We start from the raw sequence: 20,853 nt of genomic DNA, 5'->3' as shown, positions 1-20,853 counted from the left end.
CTTTTATGAAGATCAGCAAGCTGCGTACATTATGGATTTCCCTGGTTTCTGTGGGTTATACCGCGAATGCCTGCTCCAGAGCTATTTTTAAGAGTTGGCGGGGAACTATTACTCGCCCCTGGGTTGATCAGGTCATTCGTAACTGGTCTGATAAACTGCTTAAATTGATTGGTGTCCAATGTAGAATCATCAATCCAGGTAATGTGGCGCCCGTGGCAGGCCAGCCTACTATTCTTATGTGTAACCATACCAGCCTTTATGATATCCCTTTAGGCTTCAAAGCCTTTCCCAATCATTCAATTCGGATGTTGGCCAAGAGAGAATTATCCAGAATTCCTATTATGGGTAAAGGAATGGCTGCAGCGGAATTTCCGTTTATTGACCGGCATAATCGGCATCAGGCAATAAAAGACCTGGCTGAAGCTCGGCAATTAATGGAAAGCGGGATTGTCATTTGGATTGCACCAGAGGGGACACGTTCCAAAAATGGCCGTCTTGCTGCTTTCAAAAAAGGGGCATTTATTACCGCCATTCAATCACAGGCAATGATTATACCCATCGGGATTCGAGGAGCATATGATATTCTTCCCGCCCATACCATGCAGTTCAATATAAACCAGACGGCTGAAATCCATATTGGCGAAGCCATTGATGCTTCACAATATACTATGGAAACAAGAGATGAGCTGGTAGAGCGGGTGCACAAAGTGATGGAACAATTAGTCGGCGAGAGCAGCAGCTCCATCCCTGAACCAGCTAATGAGTTAAACCATAACCTGTCGGAATCTGAGAAATAACGGAAGCCCGGCCTATCCTTCTGGGATCAGATGCCGCAGAAATGATATTTCTTTCCCTGTCCCAGGTGATTGCCTGCATATCGCCATAGGGTTGATCCAGAGGCATCAGTTGATAACCCATCTTCTTTAATTTGTCCTGAACTTGCAGGGAAAAAGCATCCGGTTCAAACTGCAGCCAGTCCGGTAAATACTGATGATGGAAGCGCATTGCCGAAACCATGCTGATTGCCCCGCCATAATCATAGAATGCGAGAGCAGCTATAAGAACCATTGTCGGGATACGGCTCCCGCCTGGCGTTCCGACAATTGCCAAGCGCCCTGGCGTTTCCAGAAAGCTGGGCGTCATACTGGATAAAGGCCGCTTACCAGGCTCAATCACATTGAGTTCACTGCCCACCAGCCCATACACATTTTTCTGTCCAGGCTTGGACGAAAAATCGTCCATCTCATCATTCAGTAGTACACCCGTTCCTTCAGCCACCACACTCGAACCAAAGATAAAATTAACCGTTAAAGTCGCTGACACCCGATTACCCTCTTTGTCCAGTATGGCAATATGCGTTGTATTTTTACCACCATGAAAAAACCGGCTTTCGGCGAGGGTGCTGCTGGGCGTTGCCTTATCAGGAGAAACAAATTCACGCAACTTTTTAGCTTCTGCGGCAGAAATGAGACGCTCTACCGGTATTTTAACAAAATCAGGATCGGCAAGCATTTGGTTACCCTGCCAGAATGACAGGCGCATCGCCTCAACGAGATAATGGATCCATTGCGCACGATCCAGCGACTCCAGAGGGAAAGCGCTTAATATATTAAGCATGGTTAACAATTCTATCCCGCCCGCAGAAGGAGGAGGTGCGGTGATAATCAGCATATTATGATACGCCCCCTGCAAGGGCTCACGTTCCTTAACCTGATAATTACTGAGATCCTCCAGTGTCCAGATTCCACCCGCAACCCTCGCTCCTGCGACCAGTTTTTCTGCCACTTCGCCCTGATAAAACCCGGCATGGCCTTTACTGGCTAACAGGTGAAGAGTTTTTGCCAGCTCCGGTTGTTTCAGGCATTCGCCTACGGAATAGGGTTGACCATCGTGTAAATAAACTCTGGCGGTTGCCGGGTATTTTCGCATTTGTTCGAGGCGATCACTCATTGTTGAGAAATTATAAAACTGCTGATCAACAGGAAAACCGTTCTCGGCCAGTTGGATTGCTGGCGCAAGACTTTCTGACAAGGGCAATTTTCCATAATGCGAAGCGATATAAGCCAGGGCGGCCGGTTCGCCGGGGATAGCCGCCGCCAGTCCCCCGTTGAGTGATAATTCAGGAATTACCTTGCCATTTTTATCCCAGAACATGGTTTTGTGTGCCGCCAACGGCGCCACTTCACGCCCATCGATTAATGTATTTTTTTTATCTTCTGCCCGGTGCAATAGCCAGAATCCGCCGCCTCCCAGACCACTGTGATAGGGAGCGACTACCGCGAGTACAGCACTTACAGCTATAACTGCGTCAAAGGCATTGCCGCCCTTTGCCAGGACTGCAAGGCCGGCATTAGTGGCCAGGGGATGAGCTGAAGCGACAGCATAGCCACCCGGCTTCTCCTGAACTGTTTTAGCATGAGGAAAACCACATGCCAGCACAAGTAAAGAAGCAATCAGTTTCTTCATTGTCAGGCACTCATCCTCTCAGCAAAGGCCTTCACAACGCAGGGGGGCACGAATTGAGAAATCTCGCCTTTTAAGTTAGCAATTTCTCTTACTAAAGTGGATGAAATAAATAAGAGATTTTCTGATGGTGTCAAAAACAGGGTTTCAATATCGCGGCAAAGTTTTCTGTTCATACCCGCTAACTGGAACTCATATTCAAAATCATTTACTGCCCGAAGACCACGCAAAATAATGCCTGCTTTTTGCTCCTGTACGAAATCAATCAATAAGCTATTGAAACCTACCACAGAGACACCAGGAATGTCTTTCAGAGACTCTTTCAATAACTCAATACGCACATCCAGCGGAAAATACGGTTTTTTAGCTTCATTACCAGCCACAGCAACGATTAATTCCGGAAAAATAGTCGCTGCTCTACTGATGATATCGACATGGCCACAGGTTACAGGGTCAAAAGTACCGGGATAAACTGCTCGTTGTTTCATAATGATTGTCTTGATTGCAAGTTGTTTCAGTCTAGCGTATTGTATTTAAAAAGACTATCCATATCTTCCTGGTCATTGGACACCGCCAATTCTTCTAAGGAACATGCAATGAATGCATTTAAGTATCTGGGATTACTATCACTCGTTTGTCTTACTGCCTGCGCGCCAAAACCGCCAGCCACAGAAATAGCATCCGATCAGTTAGCCGCTGCTGAACCTCCCCCAACGAGTACACCCGTTGCGCCTTCAGAATCAGAAACAACTCTCAACGCCACTGGGCAAAAAGCCCAGAACACAAAAGCAGCAATATCAGACCAAAATGCCAAGGCGGCAAAAACGGACACCAGCGTCGCAAAAACAGCAGCGAATGGAATCTCTTCATGGGAAATTTCCGGAGCAATGGCTGCGCGAAGCAAAAATAAGGCATGGAGTGCTTCAGTTAACTGGGTTCAACGCGGCATGAGCAATTATCAAATCAGGCTTTTTGGCCCGCTGGGCAGCGGCACAGTGCTCATTCAAAAACAGGGTGGTCAGGTCAGTTTCCGCGATGGCCCGAAATCAGCTACATCCAGTAATGCCGAGCAGCTTTTACTGCAGCAAACTGGTGTCCGCTTACCGGTGACCAGTCTTTATTATTGGGTACGCGGTGTTCCTGCTCCCGGTAAAGTACAAACAGCAGTGAAGGATCCATCCGGCTATTTAACGCTGCTGCGCCAGGGAGGCTATACTATTCAATATCTCGGCTATACCAAATCAGGCAATGCCTATTTGCCCAGCCAGATAAAACTTCAAGGTAATGGGGTCTTTATCAAGTTTGTGATTAAACGCTGGAGGGTCTAGCCCCCACTGCCGGATTCTGTTTTTCATGTAGGTTGGGCCCTTGGCCAAACATTGAGCTCAGTAGTAGTTCCCGTTTGCGTGGGCAAAGGGCCCAACCTACAGTTGATTCCTTAACTCTGCTCTGCGAGAGTATTCGCTTTTTCTTTCTCGGTCTTCTATAGTTTTCTGACAACAAGAAAATTTTTTAAGGTATCATTGACATCGATGCGTTTTATCTGCAAAATACGCAGCACATTGTAGCGAAGCGCTCAATGTCTCAATGAAGGATCTTAAAGTTTATTGGGGTGTCGCCAAGTGGTAAGGCACAGGGTTTTGATCCCTGCATACCTAGGTTCGAATCCTAGCACCCCAGCCATTTTCTTGTTGATTCAAGTAAACAGACGGCAGAAGATAACCGGGAAGGATGCGTTCACCGGATCGCTAAAATAATAATTATATCTTTCTGGCTGTCTTCTGCTATGTGTTTAAGTTAACTGATTTAACTAATCGAAGGCTTGTTACACATGTCGACTATGATGCTCTTTACCGGCAATGCTAATCCAGAATTAGCTCTCAATATTGCTACACACCTGCAAATACCTATTGGCCAGGCCACAGTCGGAACTTTCAGCGATGGTGAAACTATGGTTGAAATTCTCGAAAATGTCCGAGGCAAGGATATTTTTGTAATACAATCAACCTGCGCTCCAGCAAATGATAATCTGATGGAGTTGCTAACGATGGCGGATGCCTTACGGCGCTCATCCGCTGGGCGTATCACAGCGGTAGTTCCCTATTTCGGCTATGCCAGGCAGGATAGACGAGTTCGCTCTGCCAGGGTTCCCATAACAGCCAAAGTGGTTGCGGATATGATGGCTTCCGTAGGTATCTGCCGCGTATTGACGGTTGACCTGCACGCTGATCAAATCCAGGGTTTTTTCTACATGCCAGTGGATAACGTTTATTCTACCCCCATACTTCTTGACGACATCAAACAGCAGAATTTAAGCAAACTGATGGTTGTTTCTCCCGATGTGGGCGGTGTAGTTCGTGCCAGAGCGATGGCCAAGCGGCTCAATGATGCGGAACTGTCAATTATTGATAAACGACGAAGCGGTCCTAACAAATCGGAAGTGATGCACATTATCGGTGAACCGAATGGAAAGAACTGCCTCATTATTGATGATATCGTCGATACCGCGGGAACTCTTTGTTCTGCAGCCCTTCAGCTCAAACGTAATGGCGCAATCAGTGTAAGAGCCTATATCACTCATGCTGTGCTTTCCGGTCCCGCAGTGGATAATATTGTCAATTCATCCCTCGATGAAGTCGTTGTAACTGACACTATCCCGCTGTCTGAAAAAGCCAAACAATGTCCAAAAATCCGCATCGTCAGTCTGGCCGATATGCTTGCCCAGGCAATCAAGCGCGTCAATGTGGAAGAGTCTGTCAGCTCAATGTTTGCAGACTAAGCCTTTGTTTTGATTGCGTATCAGCATCTGCCATGATGAGAAACTTATCGAGGAAGATGCTGGCGCTTATCAGCTCTTTACACATCCGCTCTCATCGCTTAAACAACTTATAAAATAATTATTCACTTTAATATTAATTTAACAGATAATTCTTGAACACTCAGAGTCTGTGGGAATCAGAGCGTTTCTGGATTGACATGATTGATTATCAGTTGGAATTAAAAAAGCTAAATCAACTTATCAAAGATGCTGAAATTGGTGTACTGCCTATTACGCAAACGCGGCTTGCCACTTTATATGATACTCGCTCCATGCTCTGCCTGTATCTTTACATCAACCCCTCTACTTCAATTTCTCAAATTCGTAAACTACCGCTCCCTTCCAACTTTAGTATTGATGAAATCGATAATGATCCACAAAAGCTTAAGCAAAAGTTACAAATTCAAATTAACCACAATCTGGGAATTTATAGTGATTTGGATTTAGTTAAATACATGCTTCTGCAGCTTCAACCTTTTATCAGCAAAAATCCTGTCTTCGCTGAATTTTTTAAAACACTGGAAAAATATACGGTATTGGAAAATCAAGAACTGACAAAGAATCTGCTTTCCTTTGGCAACTACATGGTCGATTGCTTGAAATCAAGACATGCCTTTAGCTATGAAGAACAGCATGTGATCCTGAATCTGGCACAAATATGTAAAAATCGGCTTTTTTTTCAGGAGAGGCGCTATTTATGGCCTTTCGAGGAATTACACCCCGATCCTAACGATCTTGAAAGCCCATTCAATGCGCGAAACGTTCGCCCTCCTCTGCATCGCTTGTTACAAGCCGTCAGCTTTTCTATTGTCTACGTCTCCACAGGCTTTGGATCAGGACCAGGATTAGGGCATACTTTGCTGCATTTGGGCGAGGATAAGGGTTACGTACATATTAATGGGCTTTACAATTATCCGATTTACATCAGCGATGCGCATTTTCGTGATTTTTATCTGGATAAGTGGCAAAAGCGGGTCGTCGCTATTCAAAAGGTTCACGTTCCCAATCCCGATGCCGCTATGAGCAAATTAGTTCAGCTATGCCAGACAACCTGGCTCTGGGGTGGCCCTTTACATAACTGTTTTCATTTTTGCAAACAAGTGCTTTTGGCAGGAGGCGCTTCTCTGAAAGAGATTGAAGGGCTCTGCGTGCCCAACCATCGTGTTCTGCAGCAGGCAATGATTGATTTCTCACCTCTGGATCTAAGTCAATGGACACCGCCAGACTATGTGCAGCTCCATGAGCCAGATTCCAATCTGCAAATGTTTAAGTCCAGGCCTATTCAGGAGTGGACCATTAATCCTCAGCAAAGAGGAGAGTTGCTCGAACAAATGATTAGCCATTTAGGTAATCTTTATGTATGGCAAAAGCCCTTGCAGAAAGCTCGATTGAAAAGCAAATTAGAAGCAGTTCATAATGAAATTGAAAAATCTGATTCTGCGCCAGAAGGTTCCCTTTCTAAAAGAGAGAGAATTATACAAAAAATGGATCAGCTCGATATGTACACTGCAAAGGCAGTGGTTCGCAGCCTGATAGAAAAAATAATTTCAAACAGCTGGCCCTTAAAATTATGGGGTGGTACGGTGGTCAATATCGTCCCTGCTGAAGGCGGGGATGCAATCCAAAAGACTGTTCCCAGAAATATGGCGAGAATGATTTCCATTTATCAAAAGCATCTGATGAAAGGAAATGTCGACTATATTAACATACTCAATGAGATCTGCTTTATCGGCTATATGGCCAGTCTTGAAAATAACAGCAGGTGGACGGCCTATAAGGGAAGACATGATTTGACCAGGAATTTTTACCAATTGTTTAATCAGATGATTAAAGTGAACTTTGATTTTAACAATCATACAAAAGCCACCGATGCTGAGCCACCAAAGGAACTGGAGTTTTAATCAGGCGAAGAATGGCAAGAGCTATTTTGATTAGGTGCTTGTGCTTCATAAAGACTAGCTTCATTTCAAATCTGTGTCTTGATGAAGCACCTGCATAATCAGGGAACATCCGGATCCGATTCTGAATAGAGGCGGATGGGGTTCTTACTGATTAGTCCCGTGTACCTACATATTTGTCGTCGAAATAACGGCGCAGCTTGGTTCTTAAAGTACCTCGGCTGATTCCGAGCATTACAGCAGCACGTGATTGATTATATTTGCAATGTTCCATAACTGCTTTGAACAATGGTGTTTCAATTTCTTCCAGAACAAATTGATATAGATCAACAGGATCAGTGCCCTTCAGCTCGGAGAAATATTTCTGTACAGATTGAGTCACACATGCCGCCAGTGACGAAGTTGTATCGCCGGCTTCACTACTGATTGTTGTCATTATTATTAACTCCTCCTTAGAAAAACAGCATCTTACCCAATTGGGCAATTCCTGACAAGTATAGGTTTAGTAATTTGCGCTTTTAACGCATGAAAAAGTACTTTTCTAGCATAATTTTGAATCAAGTTATTGATTTAATTGTGAAAAGAGTGATCCACTCCTGGATCACTCTTTAAAAAGATTAAAATTTCAGCATAGCCGGGGTAAATGGCTTGGTATTCACTACAAATTGTCCCTGATTAAGACTCAACTCAATAACATAGTCATTGCCTTGCTGTACTAACAATCCGGATTGCAGCATAGATGCAATTTGTTGCTCTGTCATGGAGGCAGCCTGCTGGGTTACGTCTGGCGCGGTTGTTGCCGCACTGGTAGCGGTTCCACTCTGTGCCTGGGCATTTTGTATCTGCTGAACAATTTCCTGTTGAGCAGCTTGAGATCCCAATCGTTGCTTGTTAGTTTGAGTCATCAGCTTCTTAAGGATGGGAGCAGGTACTTTCAATTTGCCATTACCCTGAACCTTTTGCATCACCTCAAAGGGGTTGCCCATTTCGCCCTTGGGCAGGCTTACCAGTAAGTTACCTTCAACCGTTCCTTCCGGCATAGCGAAACTAAGTTCAGAAATTTCAAACTCTGCACCACGGGAAAATAACTTGGGCAGATCAGGCAGCATCGCCATGATAGCCTGTTGCTTTTCCTGTTCAGTTCCCTGCTGTGCCTGCTGAACCTGCTGGTTAAGTTTGGCAAGTACATTGGCATCAAGATTTCTTAACGCCACTTCAAAATTACCAGGACCATAGGTCTGATCTTCGATTAGCATTTTGTTCAGAGAAACTTTGAAATGTGAATTGAATAAATCACCATCAATATCGCTGCTGGAATACATATCCAGACCATCAAGCTGAAATACATTGGCTGTATCGGCTTTTACAGATACTGAAGGAAAGGAAATGCTGGCGTCACCAAAGTATAAACCGTTATCCGCTTTGTACAGATTGTATTCTGAACTGATTTCACCCACGGTTCCGGTTACTTTAGCGTCTTTTTTAGCAAAGCGCATGCCATCAATCGTGATATCTCCTTTAACCTTGTCAACGTTTGAGGTGATGGTCATTGCACTGTTCATACCCAGCCATTCAAACTCTCCGCCGCCTTGCTGAGCCACCATTTTAAAGGCCGGCACTTCCATTTTTACCCGGCTATTATTTAAATAATTTACAAACAGGCTTAATTTAAGTTCCGGGGCTGTGGAATCCGCTGTAAAGAATTGCTTGAACTGGGCCTGGGCTTCATCGGGCAATGGGATAGCAGTTTGCGCATAACCCAACCCAAAACGAACTCCCTTGTGGAAAATAATCGGACCATGATACACAGTCAGGGGCATTTGTCCCTGGAAGTCTTGAGCAGGAATTGTGACTGTTTGTCCGTCATCGCCTGTTTCCACACGCTCAGGTGCATGAAACTTCCAATTTAATTTAGCATCTGATTGGAACCATCCTCGATGATATTCAGGAATATCGATAAATACGTTAGCGGATTTGTTAACAATTGCAGCGTCTTTTTTGATGGTACGTTCGGTCATTACACCCATACCATAATACCCACCAAGGATTAGAGCGGCCAATATCACCACCACTCCCAAAAGTTTTTTCATTATTATCTCCGTGTGTTAGTCCAACTCATCAGTTACAAAACCGAATATAAGCTAGGGATAATTAAAACACGAGATTGCCTAACTAGCAAAAGAAATACGATAAAAACCCTTTAATTTGAACAGTCTGTGAGAATTTAAAAGCTGTAGGAGAGATGTTGATTAATAAGAGTACCTTCCATGTGGCGCCTGCACACCCGAGTGCGCAGGCTTATATCAGACTAATGCGCTTCACGGACTGGATGACAGTAAGTTTCTTTAACCAGGAAGGCCAGTATAAGAGCAACAAGGGAGCAAAGCGGTAATATTTTTAATCCTGCCTGAAAATCTGTTAATAATAGATTTTCGAGATTATAGGCTCGCGCACCTGCGGCTTTATCAACCAGCCATCCAACCAATGGCTGCATGCAGGCTCCAACAAAAATTGACGCCATATTGGTGAACGCTATCGCAGTGCCCAGCACTTTACCATTCTGAATTTCAGTAGAAACCGCATAGGCAATGGCTACTCCAGTGTTAGTTACTCCAAAAGCGAAGAACAGAAAATAGGCGGTGGAAGTGTTCATATCAGGAATGAAAACAAATAGTGAACTCAGAATTACACCAAAAATTGCTGATGCAATCATCAAGGGTTTACGACGCCCAATGCGATCTGAAATCCAGCCGGAGAGAGGTCCGCTAATCCCCCAGCCAATGAAGATCAATCCAGTTGCAAAAGCGGCTGAATGGGCGGATAAGCCTCTTCCATATTGTAAATAAGCCGGACCAATTGCCTCACCAATCACCGCAGTAGGCCCGAATAAAAATCCGGCATAAAGCGCATTCAGCCAGGTTTGACGATGCTTGAGCACTATCATCAGGCTTTGAAAAATACTAAGTTGAGAAGCCTGCTTTTTGATTTCCCGGCGGGGAATTCCAGGTTGATCCTGGACAAACTGATAGAGTAATCCAGCGAGCGCAATGAATAGAAAGGCAATGATCAGCATACTATGACGCCAGCCGACATTAGCGACCAGGAAGGACACAGGCGCTTCACCTGCAGCGGCCCCCAGCATGCCCAGAGCCTGCGTTAAACCGGATAATAAACCGAGCATCGCGGGCGGAAACCAGGAAGTGGCCAGTCTTAAAGAACTCACAAAGGCAAAAGCGGCGCTAAAACCAATCAGCATACGCCCCAAAGAAGCCACCAGCAGCCCATCAGCCAAACCAAAAACGCAACAGCCCAGGGCGGTAATTAAAGACATTACAGTTAATATGCCGCGGATACTCAGGCGATCAACCGTTAATCCCACAGGAATCTGCATGATGATATAGGGAATGTAAAAAGAGGCGGTCAGAATACCAAATCCCGCTTCGTTAATGCCAAAATCAATTTGCAGGCTGCGATGCATTACTCCAGGAGCAACACGAGCCATGTAATCTGAAAAGTAAAAAGCGGCAGCCAATCCCCAGACCAGCCAGGCAAAGGCCAATTGCTTTTTATAACCTATTTTTTCATTTTGAGAGAGGGCGATTTTATTCATATATTCACTGTGGTTGCTAAGTTAGTCCATTAGAATCTATCACGCGATTTCAATCACAAAAACTCGTCACTATGATTAAAACATCAGCAGACTTGAGTTTACATTATACTGAGAACCGGTCATTTTTCAACAATTCTACATAGTGCTCAAAAGCGAGCACAAATTCAAGTTTAAATTGCTAATGCCCTCATTTGAAGCGCGGTAGCTAATGCCAGTCGCGTGGTTCCAGTGGAATAAGAAACCACATGATGAGATATAAAAGAAATGCAGCCCCACCTAATAGAAAGAACAACACAAAGGCAAAACGGACCCAAAAGGGATCGACGCCAAAGTAGACCGCCAGCCCTCCACAGACACCCGCTATTTTCTTGTCCCTGCGCGAGCGCCACAACTTTCGATAAGGTGGTTTAGTTGGTTCCATATTATTCATATAAGCAATGTAAATAAATGAGTGTAACAGGCTTGTCTGGTAAAAATAAAGCGGGGGCGTTTTTAGAAATTTAATCAATTTTTAAACATGTAAGCCAGATATTACCATGATTGATTGTTTTGTGTATAATATGCCCAGCATGCCAACCATAAGAACAATACTGAAGTCTTGGGTTGGTCTTATTAGTAAGTTATGAGGAAAATCATGGCGGGTCAAAATCAAAAACCACTTCTTCGCAACAAAAAAAACATTATCGTTATGGATAGTCTCAAAAAACCCTGGCAAGAATTACAAGCTCTTTATATCCGTAAACAATACTGTTCACAAGCGAAGTCGCCAGAAAGTATCGCCTGCGAAAAAACGATTGCTTCATTAGACGCTGAATCACTCTCCAAAGCCTTGCCTATTGCTGTGGATAAAACAACACCTAACCCTTTCCCGCGTGATCAGAAGCTTTATGACTTCTGTAACAACCTTGCCAGACAACTACTGGCCAAAAATCCTCTTGAAGATGAGGATATCAGGAATATTTCCCGTGCCGTCCTTATTGCCAATCAACACCATTTACTGGCTTTTCTGAATGATAGCCACAATGGAAGTGAAAGGGATTTTTTGTCCTTCATTTTCTGGAAAATCTGTCTTTTGAAAGGTGCTAAAAAGGGTGAGGCGCAAACCACAATACTCAAAAATCAATTTAATAAAATCCTTTGGAACACCTTTGAAGAGCTATCTTTTGCCAAGGTAGAGATCGATTACTCCACAGTCTCGGAAAAATTACTGATGGAAAGACGAGATACCATTGGGGATTATCTGACTGAAGACAAAATCAGGGAATATGAAGAAGCAGGTTTTGTCATTCAGAAAGTGAATGTGGTGCCTGAGAAATTTACCCCAAAGATCATAAAAATCGATGCGCAAAAGGAACAAATGATCCAAAATGCAAAGAATATTGACCGGAATTCAACAATTGTTATTGATGTTCAGACCAATAAAGTTCTCGCTGTTTTATTAAAAAATGCAATCAATAAAGAAGAAAAAGAGTCCGTTTCCACTTCTTTACAGGAGTTACCGCTCACAGTATTTGCTGGCGGTTCTGATCTCAATCGAAAAATCAGACAACAAAATCCGGGAAAGCCAATAGGCAGTGCCAGCTTCGGTTATATCCGTCATTATGCCGGACAGGAGAATCACCTGGCTTATCATACGTTTAATACACAGCCCTTACTCAAAAAATTAGGACTGCTGAGCGACAAGTTGAATCTGCAGTTTAAAATGTTATTACCAGCAACCTTCAGGCAGACTGCAAAGGCAATGATCCCTTTCAAAAAAGCGGGGTTAATGCTGACTCCAGATAATATTTATACCACGGTACAATACAATCGGGGAGCAATGCAGGATTTGCATCGAGACACCGATCCTGCAAATTACAGTGTGATATTAGGCGTATCCTTAAACCCCAAGGCGGCGATGGGCGCCGGCACCTGTTTTTTTGAATGGAACGACCCCGTAACCAGCCAAATTCTTCGCTTTAACCTGGACGACTGCGATGCCTTGATTGCTGATACCGATTATCTCCATTGTGTTTATGGCTCCTCTGCAGGCGCTAAAAAAGCGGATTTTACTACTGACCGGGCTTCTTTGGTTTTCTATACCCATAATGGCCTGAAAAGATCCAGAGTCTTTTATGGCTATGATTCGGATGCCGAGCATTATCCCATTCCCGAAGAAACCATTATGAAGAATGATCCTCAAGGAGAGCGAATCACAGTTCTGGCTCGAGATTATACCATTCCCTATGATTCCGAGAATCCTGAACACAAGGATGAAAAAACCAAAAGTATCAGCAAAACAACATGGTACAAACGAAGGCGAGCAAAAAAAACAAATGAAAACAATGAGAGAACCATCGAATCTGCAAAATTGCTTTCATCGCTTTTTGAAAAGGCAGAAGAACTGGCTCCCTCAGACGAAGAACGATCTACCGTGATGAGCACGGTTTATGACAATGAGGATGAAGAATCTCAAAGCGTTTGCAGGGCCGCAAAACGTCGCCGTAAAGACAAAGAACCCGAGCCGGAAATACTGGAGATGTCAACGAATTCCGAATGCTCCGATCCTGAAATGGAAGACGCAATCGAGATTTGCGCTCAAACGCTCACAGCGCTTTCAGCAAGCCAGAATAAGAGCGTTTTCAGTACAGAACTCCCGATAACCCGTAAGCAGAGAGGTATGATTACGACAAGCTACAGCGGTACGTTATTCAATACAAACCTACCGATAACCCGCAATCAGAGAGGCATGGTTTCGACAAGCTGCAGCAGTACGTTATTCAATGCGAACCTACCGATAACCCGCAATCAGAGAGGCATGGTTTCGACAAGCTGCAGCAGTACGTTATTCAATGCAAACCTACCGATAACCCGCAGTCAGAGGGGCATGGTTACAACAAGCTACAGCGGTACATTATTCAATGAACAGGCACCTGCTCAAGCTGGTACGAGAACGTCCGATCTTGACGTCGAGGCAAATGATTTACAATTGTAAAGTCATTCATGAACGAAAGTTTAATCCAGAGTGCCGACGGCGTCTCTGGATTTACGTATAGCCATTACTTGATATTAGTTTGCTCTTTCAGCCCTTCTTCAATGATCGAAAGTCCAATTTCCAAATCGCTCAATTGAGTAGTCAATGGCATCAACAGGCGAATTACATTCCCATAGGTTCCGCAGCCAAGCACCACCAATCCACGTTCCAGGCAAAAGCGTGCTAAACGGGCAGTCGCCTCCTTGTCAGGCAATTTGCCCTCTCTATCCTTTACCAGTTCAATGGCCCGCATAATACCCAGGCCACGAACATCCCCGACAATAGGGTATTTTTCTTTGAACTCTTCGAGTCTTTGTTCAAGTACCGCAGCGAGAGCGGCCACATTAGACAGGATATTACCCTCTTCGAACAACTTAAACACCTCAAGCGCCGCAGCGCAGCTTAAGGGATTTCCTCCAAAGGTTCCCCCTAAGCCTCCTTCCATGGCGGCATCCATCATTTCAGAGCGCCCGGTTACCGCGGCAATAACGGTTCCGCCGCCTAAGCCCTTGGCGGTGACCGTGAGATCAGCAGCCGCCACGCCCAAGGTGTCCATCGCGAACAGATTACCAGTTCGTCCAAATCCTGACTGAATTTCATCTGCAATTAAAATGATCTGGTTTGCTGTGCAGAATTCGCGAAGTTTTTTAAGATAGGATGCAGGAAACCGGAGAAAGCCTCCCTCGCCAAGGACAGGCTCAAGAATAACCGCTGCCACATTCTCCAGGCCTACACGAAAATTGACCAATTCAACAAAGGCCTCAAAAGCTTCTTTTGCGCAATCCTGCCCACACCAGCGATATTCATAGGGAAAAGGAGCAGGATGAACCTCAGAGAGGAAGGGGCCAAATCCATGCTTATAAGGTTTATTTTTTGACGTCAGCGCCATCGCCATATAGGTGCGTCCATGATAGGCATGATCAAAACAAATGATGGCTTGCTTTCCGCTATAAGCGCGGGCAATTTTGACCGCATTTTCAACGGCTTCCGCGCCAGAATTCAAAAGTAATGACTTTTTTTTAAACTCACCTGGTACATGGTGATTCAGTTTCTCACAAACCCTGATATATCCCTCATAAGGAAGGATATTAAAACTGGTATGCATGAATTTTTCTGCTTGCCCTTTGACGGCATTCACAAGGGAATCAGGGCAATGGCCAGTGTTGACTACTCCAATTCCAGAAGAGAAGTCCAGAAACACATTGCCATCAACATCTTCAACAAAAGAGCCTTTTGCCCTTTCCACAAAAACAGGCGTTGCGTGAAAGGGTCCACGTGCGACATGCTCACGGCGCTCTTCCATTAATTGCAGCGATCTCGGACCAGGAATTGCCGTTTTAATTCGAATTTCTTTCATTCATACCATCCAATGGGGGTTTCATCGAGATTAATATTGACCTGCTTCACTTCAAGATAACTTTCAATGCCATACAATCCCAGCTCGCGTCCGGAGCCGCTTTGCTTATAGCCACCCCAGGGCATTTCATTATAGGTCGGGTGGTAATGATTAACCCATAAGATCCCGGCCCGCAATTGCGATGTGACTCGATGCGCTCTCGTCAGATTGTTGGTCCAGACAGCGGCAGCCAAACCATAATTTGTATCGTTAGCAATCTGAATGGCCTCTTCCTCTGTATCAAAGGGAATTACCACGAGAACCGGGCCAAAAATCTCCTCTTTGGCGATACGCATATTGGGTTTTACGTCATCAAAAATGGTAGGCTCGAGAAAATTCCCTTTTGCAAACTCCTGAGCCTGCGGTCTTTTCCCGCCACAAAGAAGTTTTGCACCTTCCTCTATACCGATCTGGATATATTTTTCCACTTTCTGCCGGTGAGCGCTGGATACCAGCGGCCCCATTTTAACGCCAGCACTTAGACCATGTCCGAGTTTAATATTGGGAATTTTTTTCAACATTCCTTCAAGCAATGCCTTGTGAATAGAACGCTCTACTATCAAACGGGAACCGGCGGAGCACACTTCTCCCTGATTGGCAAAAGCACCAAACAAAGCACCATCAATAGCCATTTCAAGATCACAGTCAGCAAACACAATATTGGGATTTTTTCCTCCCAGCTCCAGAGAGATTTTCTTCAGGTTTCCGGTTGCCGCCTGCATAATTTTCCTGCCGGTTGCAGTTCCACCAGTAAACGCGATTTTATCGACCAGGGGATTGCTGCTTAGCTCTTCACCTACCCCCGCTCCGGGTCCGGTTATCAGATTGACAACGCCGGGGGGAAACCCACATTGATCAATTAGTTCAAATAATTCCAGAGCGGTTATTGGAGTTAATTCCGAGGGTTTCAGTATCACGGTGTTCCCCGCCGCTAAAGCGGGAGCCAGTTTCCATGCGGCCATTAGCAAAGGAAAATTCCAGGGGATAATTTGTCCGCATACGCCAATTGGTTCGCGCACTACATAACTGAATGAATTGGCAGGAACCGACATGGTTTCGCCATGAATTTTGGTGGTGAGCCCGGCATAGAACTCAAAACAGTTAGCCGCATCGGCTACATCGTATTCCGCTTCCGCCAGTGGTTTTCCGCAATTCTGGGTTTCAAGCTCAGCCAGTCTGCCGGCATTATCTCGAATTAAATCAGCTAGCTTAAATAAAAGTTTACCGCGATCCAGAGCGGATACTTTTCGCCATTCACTGTTATCAAAGGCTTCGCGCGCAGCCTCAATGGCCAGCTGAGCATCTTCTTTCGTGCTTTCCGGCACTTTTGCAATTAAATCACCATTACCGGGATCAATAATATCGCGGGTTGCTCCCTTTTTTGCCTGGGTAAACTCCCCATTGATATACATTCTATAGGTTTTCATTTCGTAAGCCCCATCTTTCAGTCCATTTGCTTATGGCAATCATTAACTTAACTTTACTGTTTTTATTCAAGTATATTACATCGAACTCAAATTATTTTAGAATCAAAAATAATATATTTGTTTAAATTTTGTTAATTTTAGCTTAATATTACCCCCTTTGAATGAATGATAATTAAGAGGTTGTCTGTATGCGCCTTACGCCGTTACACAAGTATCATATTTTAATGGCTATGATTGAATTTGCTAAACAATGCTGTTCTCCAGAAGAAATAACAAGTCTTATCGACAAATCAGAAATAAAAAACATGTTGCTGCTCATGCAAAATTCTGAGAAACATAATGAGCTTTTCAAAAGTCAAACGGTGCGCACTAAGCGTATTTTATTCGCCCTGCTTTATCAGATTTTTCAAATCTCACCGGAAATTCTCGATTTCGGAACTTTTTTCACTGATAAAAACCTGCAAAAAGTGCTTAAGGGAAAATCGACAAAAGAATCTACAAAAGAAAGTACTGAGCTAATCCAGAAATATGTGAATACCAGACTGGGAGAAGCCACTGGCATAAATCATGGTCAAACGAGCGAACCAGGCTCTCCAAGAGGACAGTTTACAACACCGTTCACGCTTTATAATTCATGCCCCAAATCGCCCCCTTTGTCGCATAGAACAGGGGTAAACCCGGAGAAAAATAGTATTGAATTGCTTTCCAGGAAGGGATTCACCACCATCGAAGACTTTTTTGAGGGTTTATTTTCCATCGATAAGAAAAAAACTGCCGAGTTTATTTTAAATTTAGCGCGCAGAAAAGATAAAGTATTTACACAGGCCTTTGAAATATTTCAACATGCTGAGGGACAAACTCGCCAAATTTCAGAAATTCTGGCTGATCAACTGTCAGATGATGAAATGTTGACTGTATATAAGCACTTATTGAGATATGAAGAATTAATGACATGGTGTCGCGGGAATAACTTACTTATCCAATTGCTTCAGCTGCGATTAGGCAAAGAAGAGCACGCAGGATTTAAACAATTTATTCTGGAGCAGACTTCTACTTTGACCTCGTTTTTCAGAAACTTAAACATCAATGAAAAGACTTATTCTGTCGGAAGAGCAGATTTTCTGGCAACCCCAGGTGCCATTGAGTCTCTGCAGCAGCAATTTAAAATAGTGATGGAAAACATACTTTCTCCCTCTCGATTCCCACCAGTAATTCAGAAATTTTTAAAATTGGCTTATTTCGATCTCCGGCAGAAGGATTCTGATCTGGCAAACAGCCAGCGAATTTTTCTGGCCTTCATTTTATTGCGTTTTATTAATCCGGTTATTTTTCGGGAAAAGATGAGTACGGATAATTCATCTCTGAAAATTTATCTGAGCATTCTTTATAATGCGATCCAGTCAATTTCCTCGCTAAGTTCGGATAAAGACCCCATTCAAGGGGAGAGAAATGTGCAAATAGAAGTATTTGACCCGGTTACTCGCGATGAAAATTTTAGAAAAATGATATATCAGCAGATTTTCACAGGTCTTCAACTGGAAACGAATGCTCAAACTGAGGACCGTTTAACAAATCCCGCCGAGCAAGCCGGAACAGAGAATCATAGTCTTGAGGTATTGGGTAAATTAGTCGATGATTTTTTTGGTTTAAAACTTAAAGAGAATGGCCATATTGAACCTCGTTCAGAAGGCAGGCGCAAAGCCCAATCGATTTTCAAGGCTTTGCCAGCCATTTTACCTGAAGACTCAGGTACGGCCCCTACGAGTTCCCTGTAAACAGAATACGCTGTGTCATCCGCGCTGCCGCGGATGACGCAGTTTAATGAGCAATCTAGGCAAACTGCTTGTTGATCGAGAGGCTCACCGCTTGTGTACTCAAACGCTGGCTTGTATTAAACGATAGAAGCCCGCCATTGAAGCCCTCGTTTATTTCCGGAGTGAACGATATCACATGGTTTTGTTTATACGTCTCTGTTTTTGAGTAGGTATAATTGAGCATTAAAAACCAGGAAGGATTCAGAAAATACGCAATTCCCGCCTGAACAGCCCCACCCCAAAGCCATTTCTCATCAGAAAAGCCATTTAAATTACCAATGTAATAGCCTGACTGCGTATCTGAACTTCTGTAGACGCTATGCTCAACTTTCTGCAAGGAAGGCCCCGCGCCTAAATAAAGAACGCTATTTTTAAATGAATGGCCTATTAATGCCGGCAGCATCCATTGATTATTCATTTTGGTTTTAAACCCTTCCACGTGAAGCTCATTGCTTACCGCTTCGACAGGATTAAAAAAATGAATTGATGCCGCATTATGAGTCACATTGAATCTTGAGTGCTGATACACCAGCTCAAGCCCCCACAACCAGCCGCTGTTATTGAATGCTCCGAAATAACCCACCTGCGCCATAGGAATCAATTTATCCTCTGACTCAGAATAGCTGTTCCTTGCTCCCGAATAGATTCCCAGTGGCGGAAAACCACTATCTACATTTAATAGAGCCGAGTCACTGGATTTGACTCGCAAGGCATCATAAGCTCCGCCGATGCCAATGAACAATCCGCCTGGACCCGGCGCTGCAACATCACCCATGCTGCCTGCAATCGCTGCCGGAATAAAAAGAGTTAATGCCAATAGGCTAATACCATTGTACTTCATATCAATCGCCGCCTTAGTAGTAACAGTTATTCAAGTTGTCATTGGGACAATTACAGGTTCCAGAGAAGGTTATATGCCCATTTACAATCGATTGCACCGTACTGGTACAGGACGGGGTTCCTCTGATGGTGATTGTCGAACCGGGAAATACCAGATATTGAGGCCAGGTCGAATCCGTGGGTCCTGGTTGGCCGGTACTGCTTGTGGTAATGGTAGAAACCGCTCCTGTGGAAGGGTTGGTTCCCCGTATAATAAGCGTATAGGGGTGGGCAAACCCTACGATAGTTAACAGGCTGCCGCTGGAAAAGCCCTGACAGCCCTTGTTCGCTACCATGCTGTTGACAGGCACCAGACCTGCCGCTTTCTGGAAACAGTTTGAATCAAAAAGCCCGTAATGCCCCTCAGCTGAAGTACTGCCTTTATTAGGCTCATCATAGGCTTCAAATGCCAGAACGGCAATTGGATAACCGGAAAAGGCGACAAAATTCGCAGCGCTCGCCTGATAGAGAGCCTGATAATAAGTTACTGCATTCGCTACACTGGGAAGACATGGTCCAGGAGAGTTACAGGCGTATTCGCCGGTAGAACCGGCTGTTGCCCAGCCTGTTTCGGCAGACATCAGCACTCTTCCTGGCGTGTAAAATGGCTGCTGTGCGGCTGCCGGTAAAGCCGGAGGATTGGCGGAACCTACTACCCGCAGATAATCCCATGCTAATGAGTTCTGTAGTTGGTTCTGAGTGCTCAATGGCGGTGTCCACACAGCATTCGCCGGAGGAACTCCCCATTGAAAGGGATAGGGATCAAAGGCCAGCGGGGCTGTTGGCGAATAGCTATTGACCAGGGCTATCATATCATTTGTAATTTGCACACTGGGAGTAACGAGATTGCCGCTAATCAAAGCCGAGCTGACTGGAGTGCTCAGGCCTGCCCCGGCAAGAGTAGACTGCAGCGCCGCTACTGCGGACGTCAGATAAGTGACATTGGATGTCACGGGATTATTACAAGGCGGAATAACATTCCCTGCCTCACAATAATTTTCATGGCCTGCGAATACCAGAATCACTGTATCATTAAAAACCGCCTGCCCTACTCGCGCAATCACTGCACTCATGGTCGCCTGTGCACAGGGAATGTATCCCTGACCTGCTGAAGGAATTGGACATCCATTTACCGGTGAATCAGCAGGCTGCTGCGGAATCACCGCTTCATAAATAACTTTCATCCCCAGAGCATTTGCCTGCTTGATAATTTCAGCCCAGGAATACACCGTAGTCTGATAAGAACGAACCGTATAAAATCCTGCTTCTCGTAATTGCAGCAGTTCAGCATAGACATTACTGACCGGAGCTCCCGTTGCATCGTTACCGACAATAAACACATCATGATTATTCTGAGCGACATTACCGGCATAATGATTAGGCTGATAATCAACCCCTACCAGATGATTAAAATTATAAGCCGCGTGGCTTGCAGCAGAGCAAAACAGAAAAAACACTGAGAAATTCTTTAGTGCAGACAGCATTGTGATCATCCCTGTACTGAATAAAAACTTAAAGGCGCTGTACTTTAACAC

Annotated in this window: 16 protein-coding genes and 1 tRNA gene; 7 read left to right on the top strand and 10 right to left on the bottom strand. The window is 44.5% G+C overall.

Annotated elements, in window-relative coordinates:
* The first annotated feature begins 5 nt into the window (after window positions 1–5).
* Complete coding sequence (locus tag LXA66_RS09490; RefSeq protein WP_233012957.1) at window positions 6–797, top strand: 1-acyl-sn-glycerol-3-phosphate acyltransferase; 792 nt, start codon at window positions 6–8, stop codon at window positions 795–797.
* Here the strand turns inward: LXA66_RS09490 and ggt are convergent.
* Window positions 757–2,466: a gamma-glutamyltransferase gene (gene ggt, locus LXA66_RS09485; protein WP_233012956.1), complete on the bottom strand. Its 1,710-nt coding sequence runs from the start codon at window positions 2,464–2,466 to the stop codon at window positions 757–759. The two genes, LXA66_RS09490 and ggt, sit on opposite strands and share 41 nt — an antisense overlap.
* Window positions 2,467–2,468: 2 nt before the next feature.
* On the bottom strand, window positions 2,469–2,951 hold the full coding sequence (coaD, locus tag LXA66_RS09480; RefSeq protein ID WP_255665319.1) for a pantetheine-phosphate adenylyltransferase: 483 nt from the start codon (window positions 2,949–2,951) through the stop codon (window positions 2,469–2,471).
* 108 nt (window positions 2,952–3,059) lie between these two features.
* Between coaD and lolB the strand changes: the two genes are divergently transcribed.
* The 4 genes from lolB (at window position 3,060) to LXA66_RS09460 (ending at window position 7,182) form a co-directional block, all read left to right on the top strand.
* Entirely contained in the window at window positions 3,060–3,791 is a 732-nt protein-coding gene (lolB, locus tag LXA66_RS09475) for a lipoprotein insertase outer membrane protein LolB (protein ID WP_233012955.1), read from the top strand.
* A 280-nt stretch (window positions 3,792–4,071) separates the two neighbouring features.
* A tRNA-Gln gene (locus LXA66_RS09470) sits at window positions 4,072–4,146 on the top strand.
* Between the two features lie 148 nt (window positions 4,147–4,294).
* Window positions 4,295–5,242, top strand: coding sequence for a ribose-phosphate pyrophosphokinase (locus LXA66_RS09465; RefSeq protein ID WP_058507201.1), 948 nt, complete (start codon window positions 4,295–4,297; stop codon window positions 5,240–5,242).
* 197 nt (window positions 5,243–5,439) lie between these two features.
* A complete protein-coding gene (locus tag LXA66_RS09460) occupies window positions 5,440–7,182 on the top strand; it encodes a hypothetical protein (protein ID WP_233012954.1) in 1,743 nt (580 codons plus the stop codon).
* Window positions 7,183–7,333: 151 nt separating this feature from the next.
* On the opposite strand, the gene LXA66_RS09455 is transcribed toward LXA66_RS09460, so the two are convergent.
* The 4 genes from LXA66_RS09455 to LXA66_RS09440 form a co-directional block, all read right to left on the bottom strand.
* Entirely contained in the window at window positions 7,334–7,615 is a 282-nt protein-coding gene (locus LXA66_RS09455) for a helix-turn-helix domain-containing protein (RefSeq protein ID WP_058507199.1), read from the bottom strand.
* Between the two features lie 181 nt (window positions 7,616–7,796).
* Window positions 7,797–9,269, bottom strand: a complete 1,473-nt coding sequence (locus tag LXA66_RS09450) for a YdgA family protein (protein ID WP_233012953.1) — start codon at window positions 9,267–9,269, stop codon at window positions 7,797–7,799.
* Window positions 9,270–9,487: 218 nt separating this feature from the next.
* Window positions 9,488–10,789, bottom strand: coding sequence for an MFS transporter (locus tag LXA66_RS09445; protein WP_133139830.1), 1,302 nt, complete (start codon window positions 10,787–10,789; stop codon window positions 9,488–9,490).
* Between the two features lie 205 nt (window positions 10,790–10,994).
* Window positions 10,995–11,297 (bottom strand): PspC domain-containing protein, encoded by a 303-nt coding sequence (locus LXA66_RS09440; RefSeq protein ID WP_233012952.1) that lies wholly within the window; start codon window positions 11,295–11,297, stop codon window positions 10,995–10,997.
* Window positions 11,298–11,423: 126 nt separating this feature from the next.
* Here LXA66_RS09440 and LXA66_RS09435 point away from each other — a divergent pair, with 126 nt between their 5' ends.
* Window positions 11,424–13,763: a hypothetical protein gene (locus LXA66_RS09435; protein ID WP_233012951.1), complete on the top strand. Its 2,340-nt coding sequence runs from the start codon at window positions 11,424–11,426 to the stop codon at window positions 13,761–13,763.
* 64 nt (window positions 13,764–13,827) lie between these two features.
* On the opposite strand, the gene LXA66_RS09430 is transcribed toward LXA66_RS09435, so the two are convergent.
* Both LXA66_RS09430 and LXA66_RS09425 read right to left on the bottom strand, forming a co-directional pair.
* Window positions 13,828–15,159 (bottom strand): aspartate aminotransferase family protein, encoded by a 1,332-nt coding sequence (locus LXA66_RS09430; protein WP_233012950.1) that lies wholly within the window; start codon window positions 15,157–15,159, stop codon window positions 13,828–13,830.
* The gene (locus LXA66_RS09425; RefSeq protein WP_233012949.1) at window positions 15,156–16,625 is read right to left on the bottom strand and encodes an aldehyde dehydrogenase family protein; all 1,470 of its coding nucleotides are present in this window, start codon (window positions 16,623–16,625) and stop codon (window positions 15,156–15,158) included. The genes LXA66_RS09430 and LXA66_RS09425 overlap by 4 nt, the downstream gene beginning before the upstream one ends.
* Before the next feature lie 188 nt (window positions 16,626–16,813).
* Between LXA66_RS09425 and LXA66_RS09420 the strand changes: the two genes are divergently transcribed.
* On the top strand, window positions 16,814–18,400 hold the full coding sequence (locus LXA66_RS09420) for a hypothetical protein (protein ID WP_233012948.1): 1,587 nt from the start codon (window positions 16,814–16,816) through the stop codon (window positions 18,398–18,400).
* A gap of 55 nt (window positions 18,401–18,455) precedes the next feature.
* On the opposite strand, the gene LXA66_RS09415 is transcribed toward LXA66_RS09420, so the two are convergent.
* Entirely contained in the window at window positions 18,456–19,280 is an 825-nt protein-coding gene (locus LXA66_RS09415; protein ID WP_233012947.1) for an outer membrane protein, read from the bottom strand.
* Between the two features lie 13 nt (window positions 19,281–19,293).
* The gene (locus LXA66_RS09410; RefSeq protein WP_233012946.1) at window positions 19,294–20,802 is read right to left on the bottom strand and encodes a glycosyl hydrolase family 17 protein; all 1,509 of its coding nucleotides are present in this window, start codon (window positions 20,800–20,802) and stop codon (window positions 19,294–19,296) included.
* Window positions 20,803–20,853 lie beyond the last annotated feature (51 nt).

The organism is Legionella sp. 16cNR16C, from assembly GCF_021297775.1.
Taxonomy (GTDB): Bacteria; Pseudomonadota; Gammaproteobacteria; order Legionellales; family Legionellaceae; genus Legionella_C; species Legionella_C quinlivanii_A.
The sequence above is the reverse complement of the archived record's forward strand: the minus strand, read 5'-3'. Positions and strand labels throughout refer to the sequence as shown.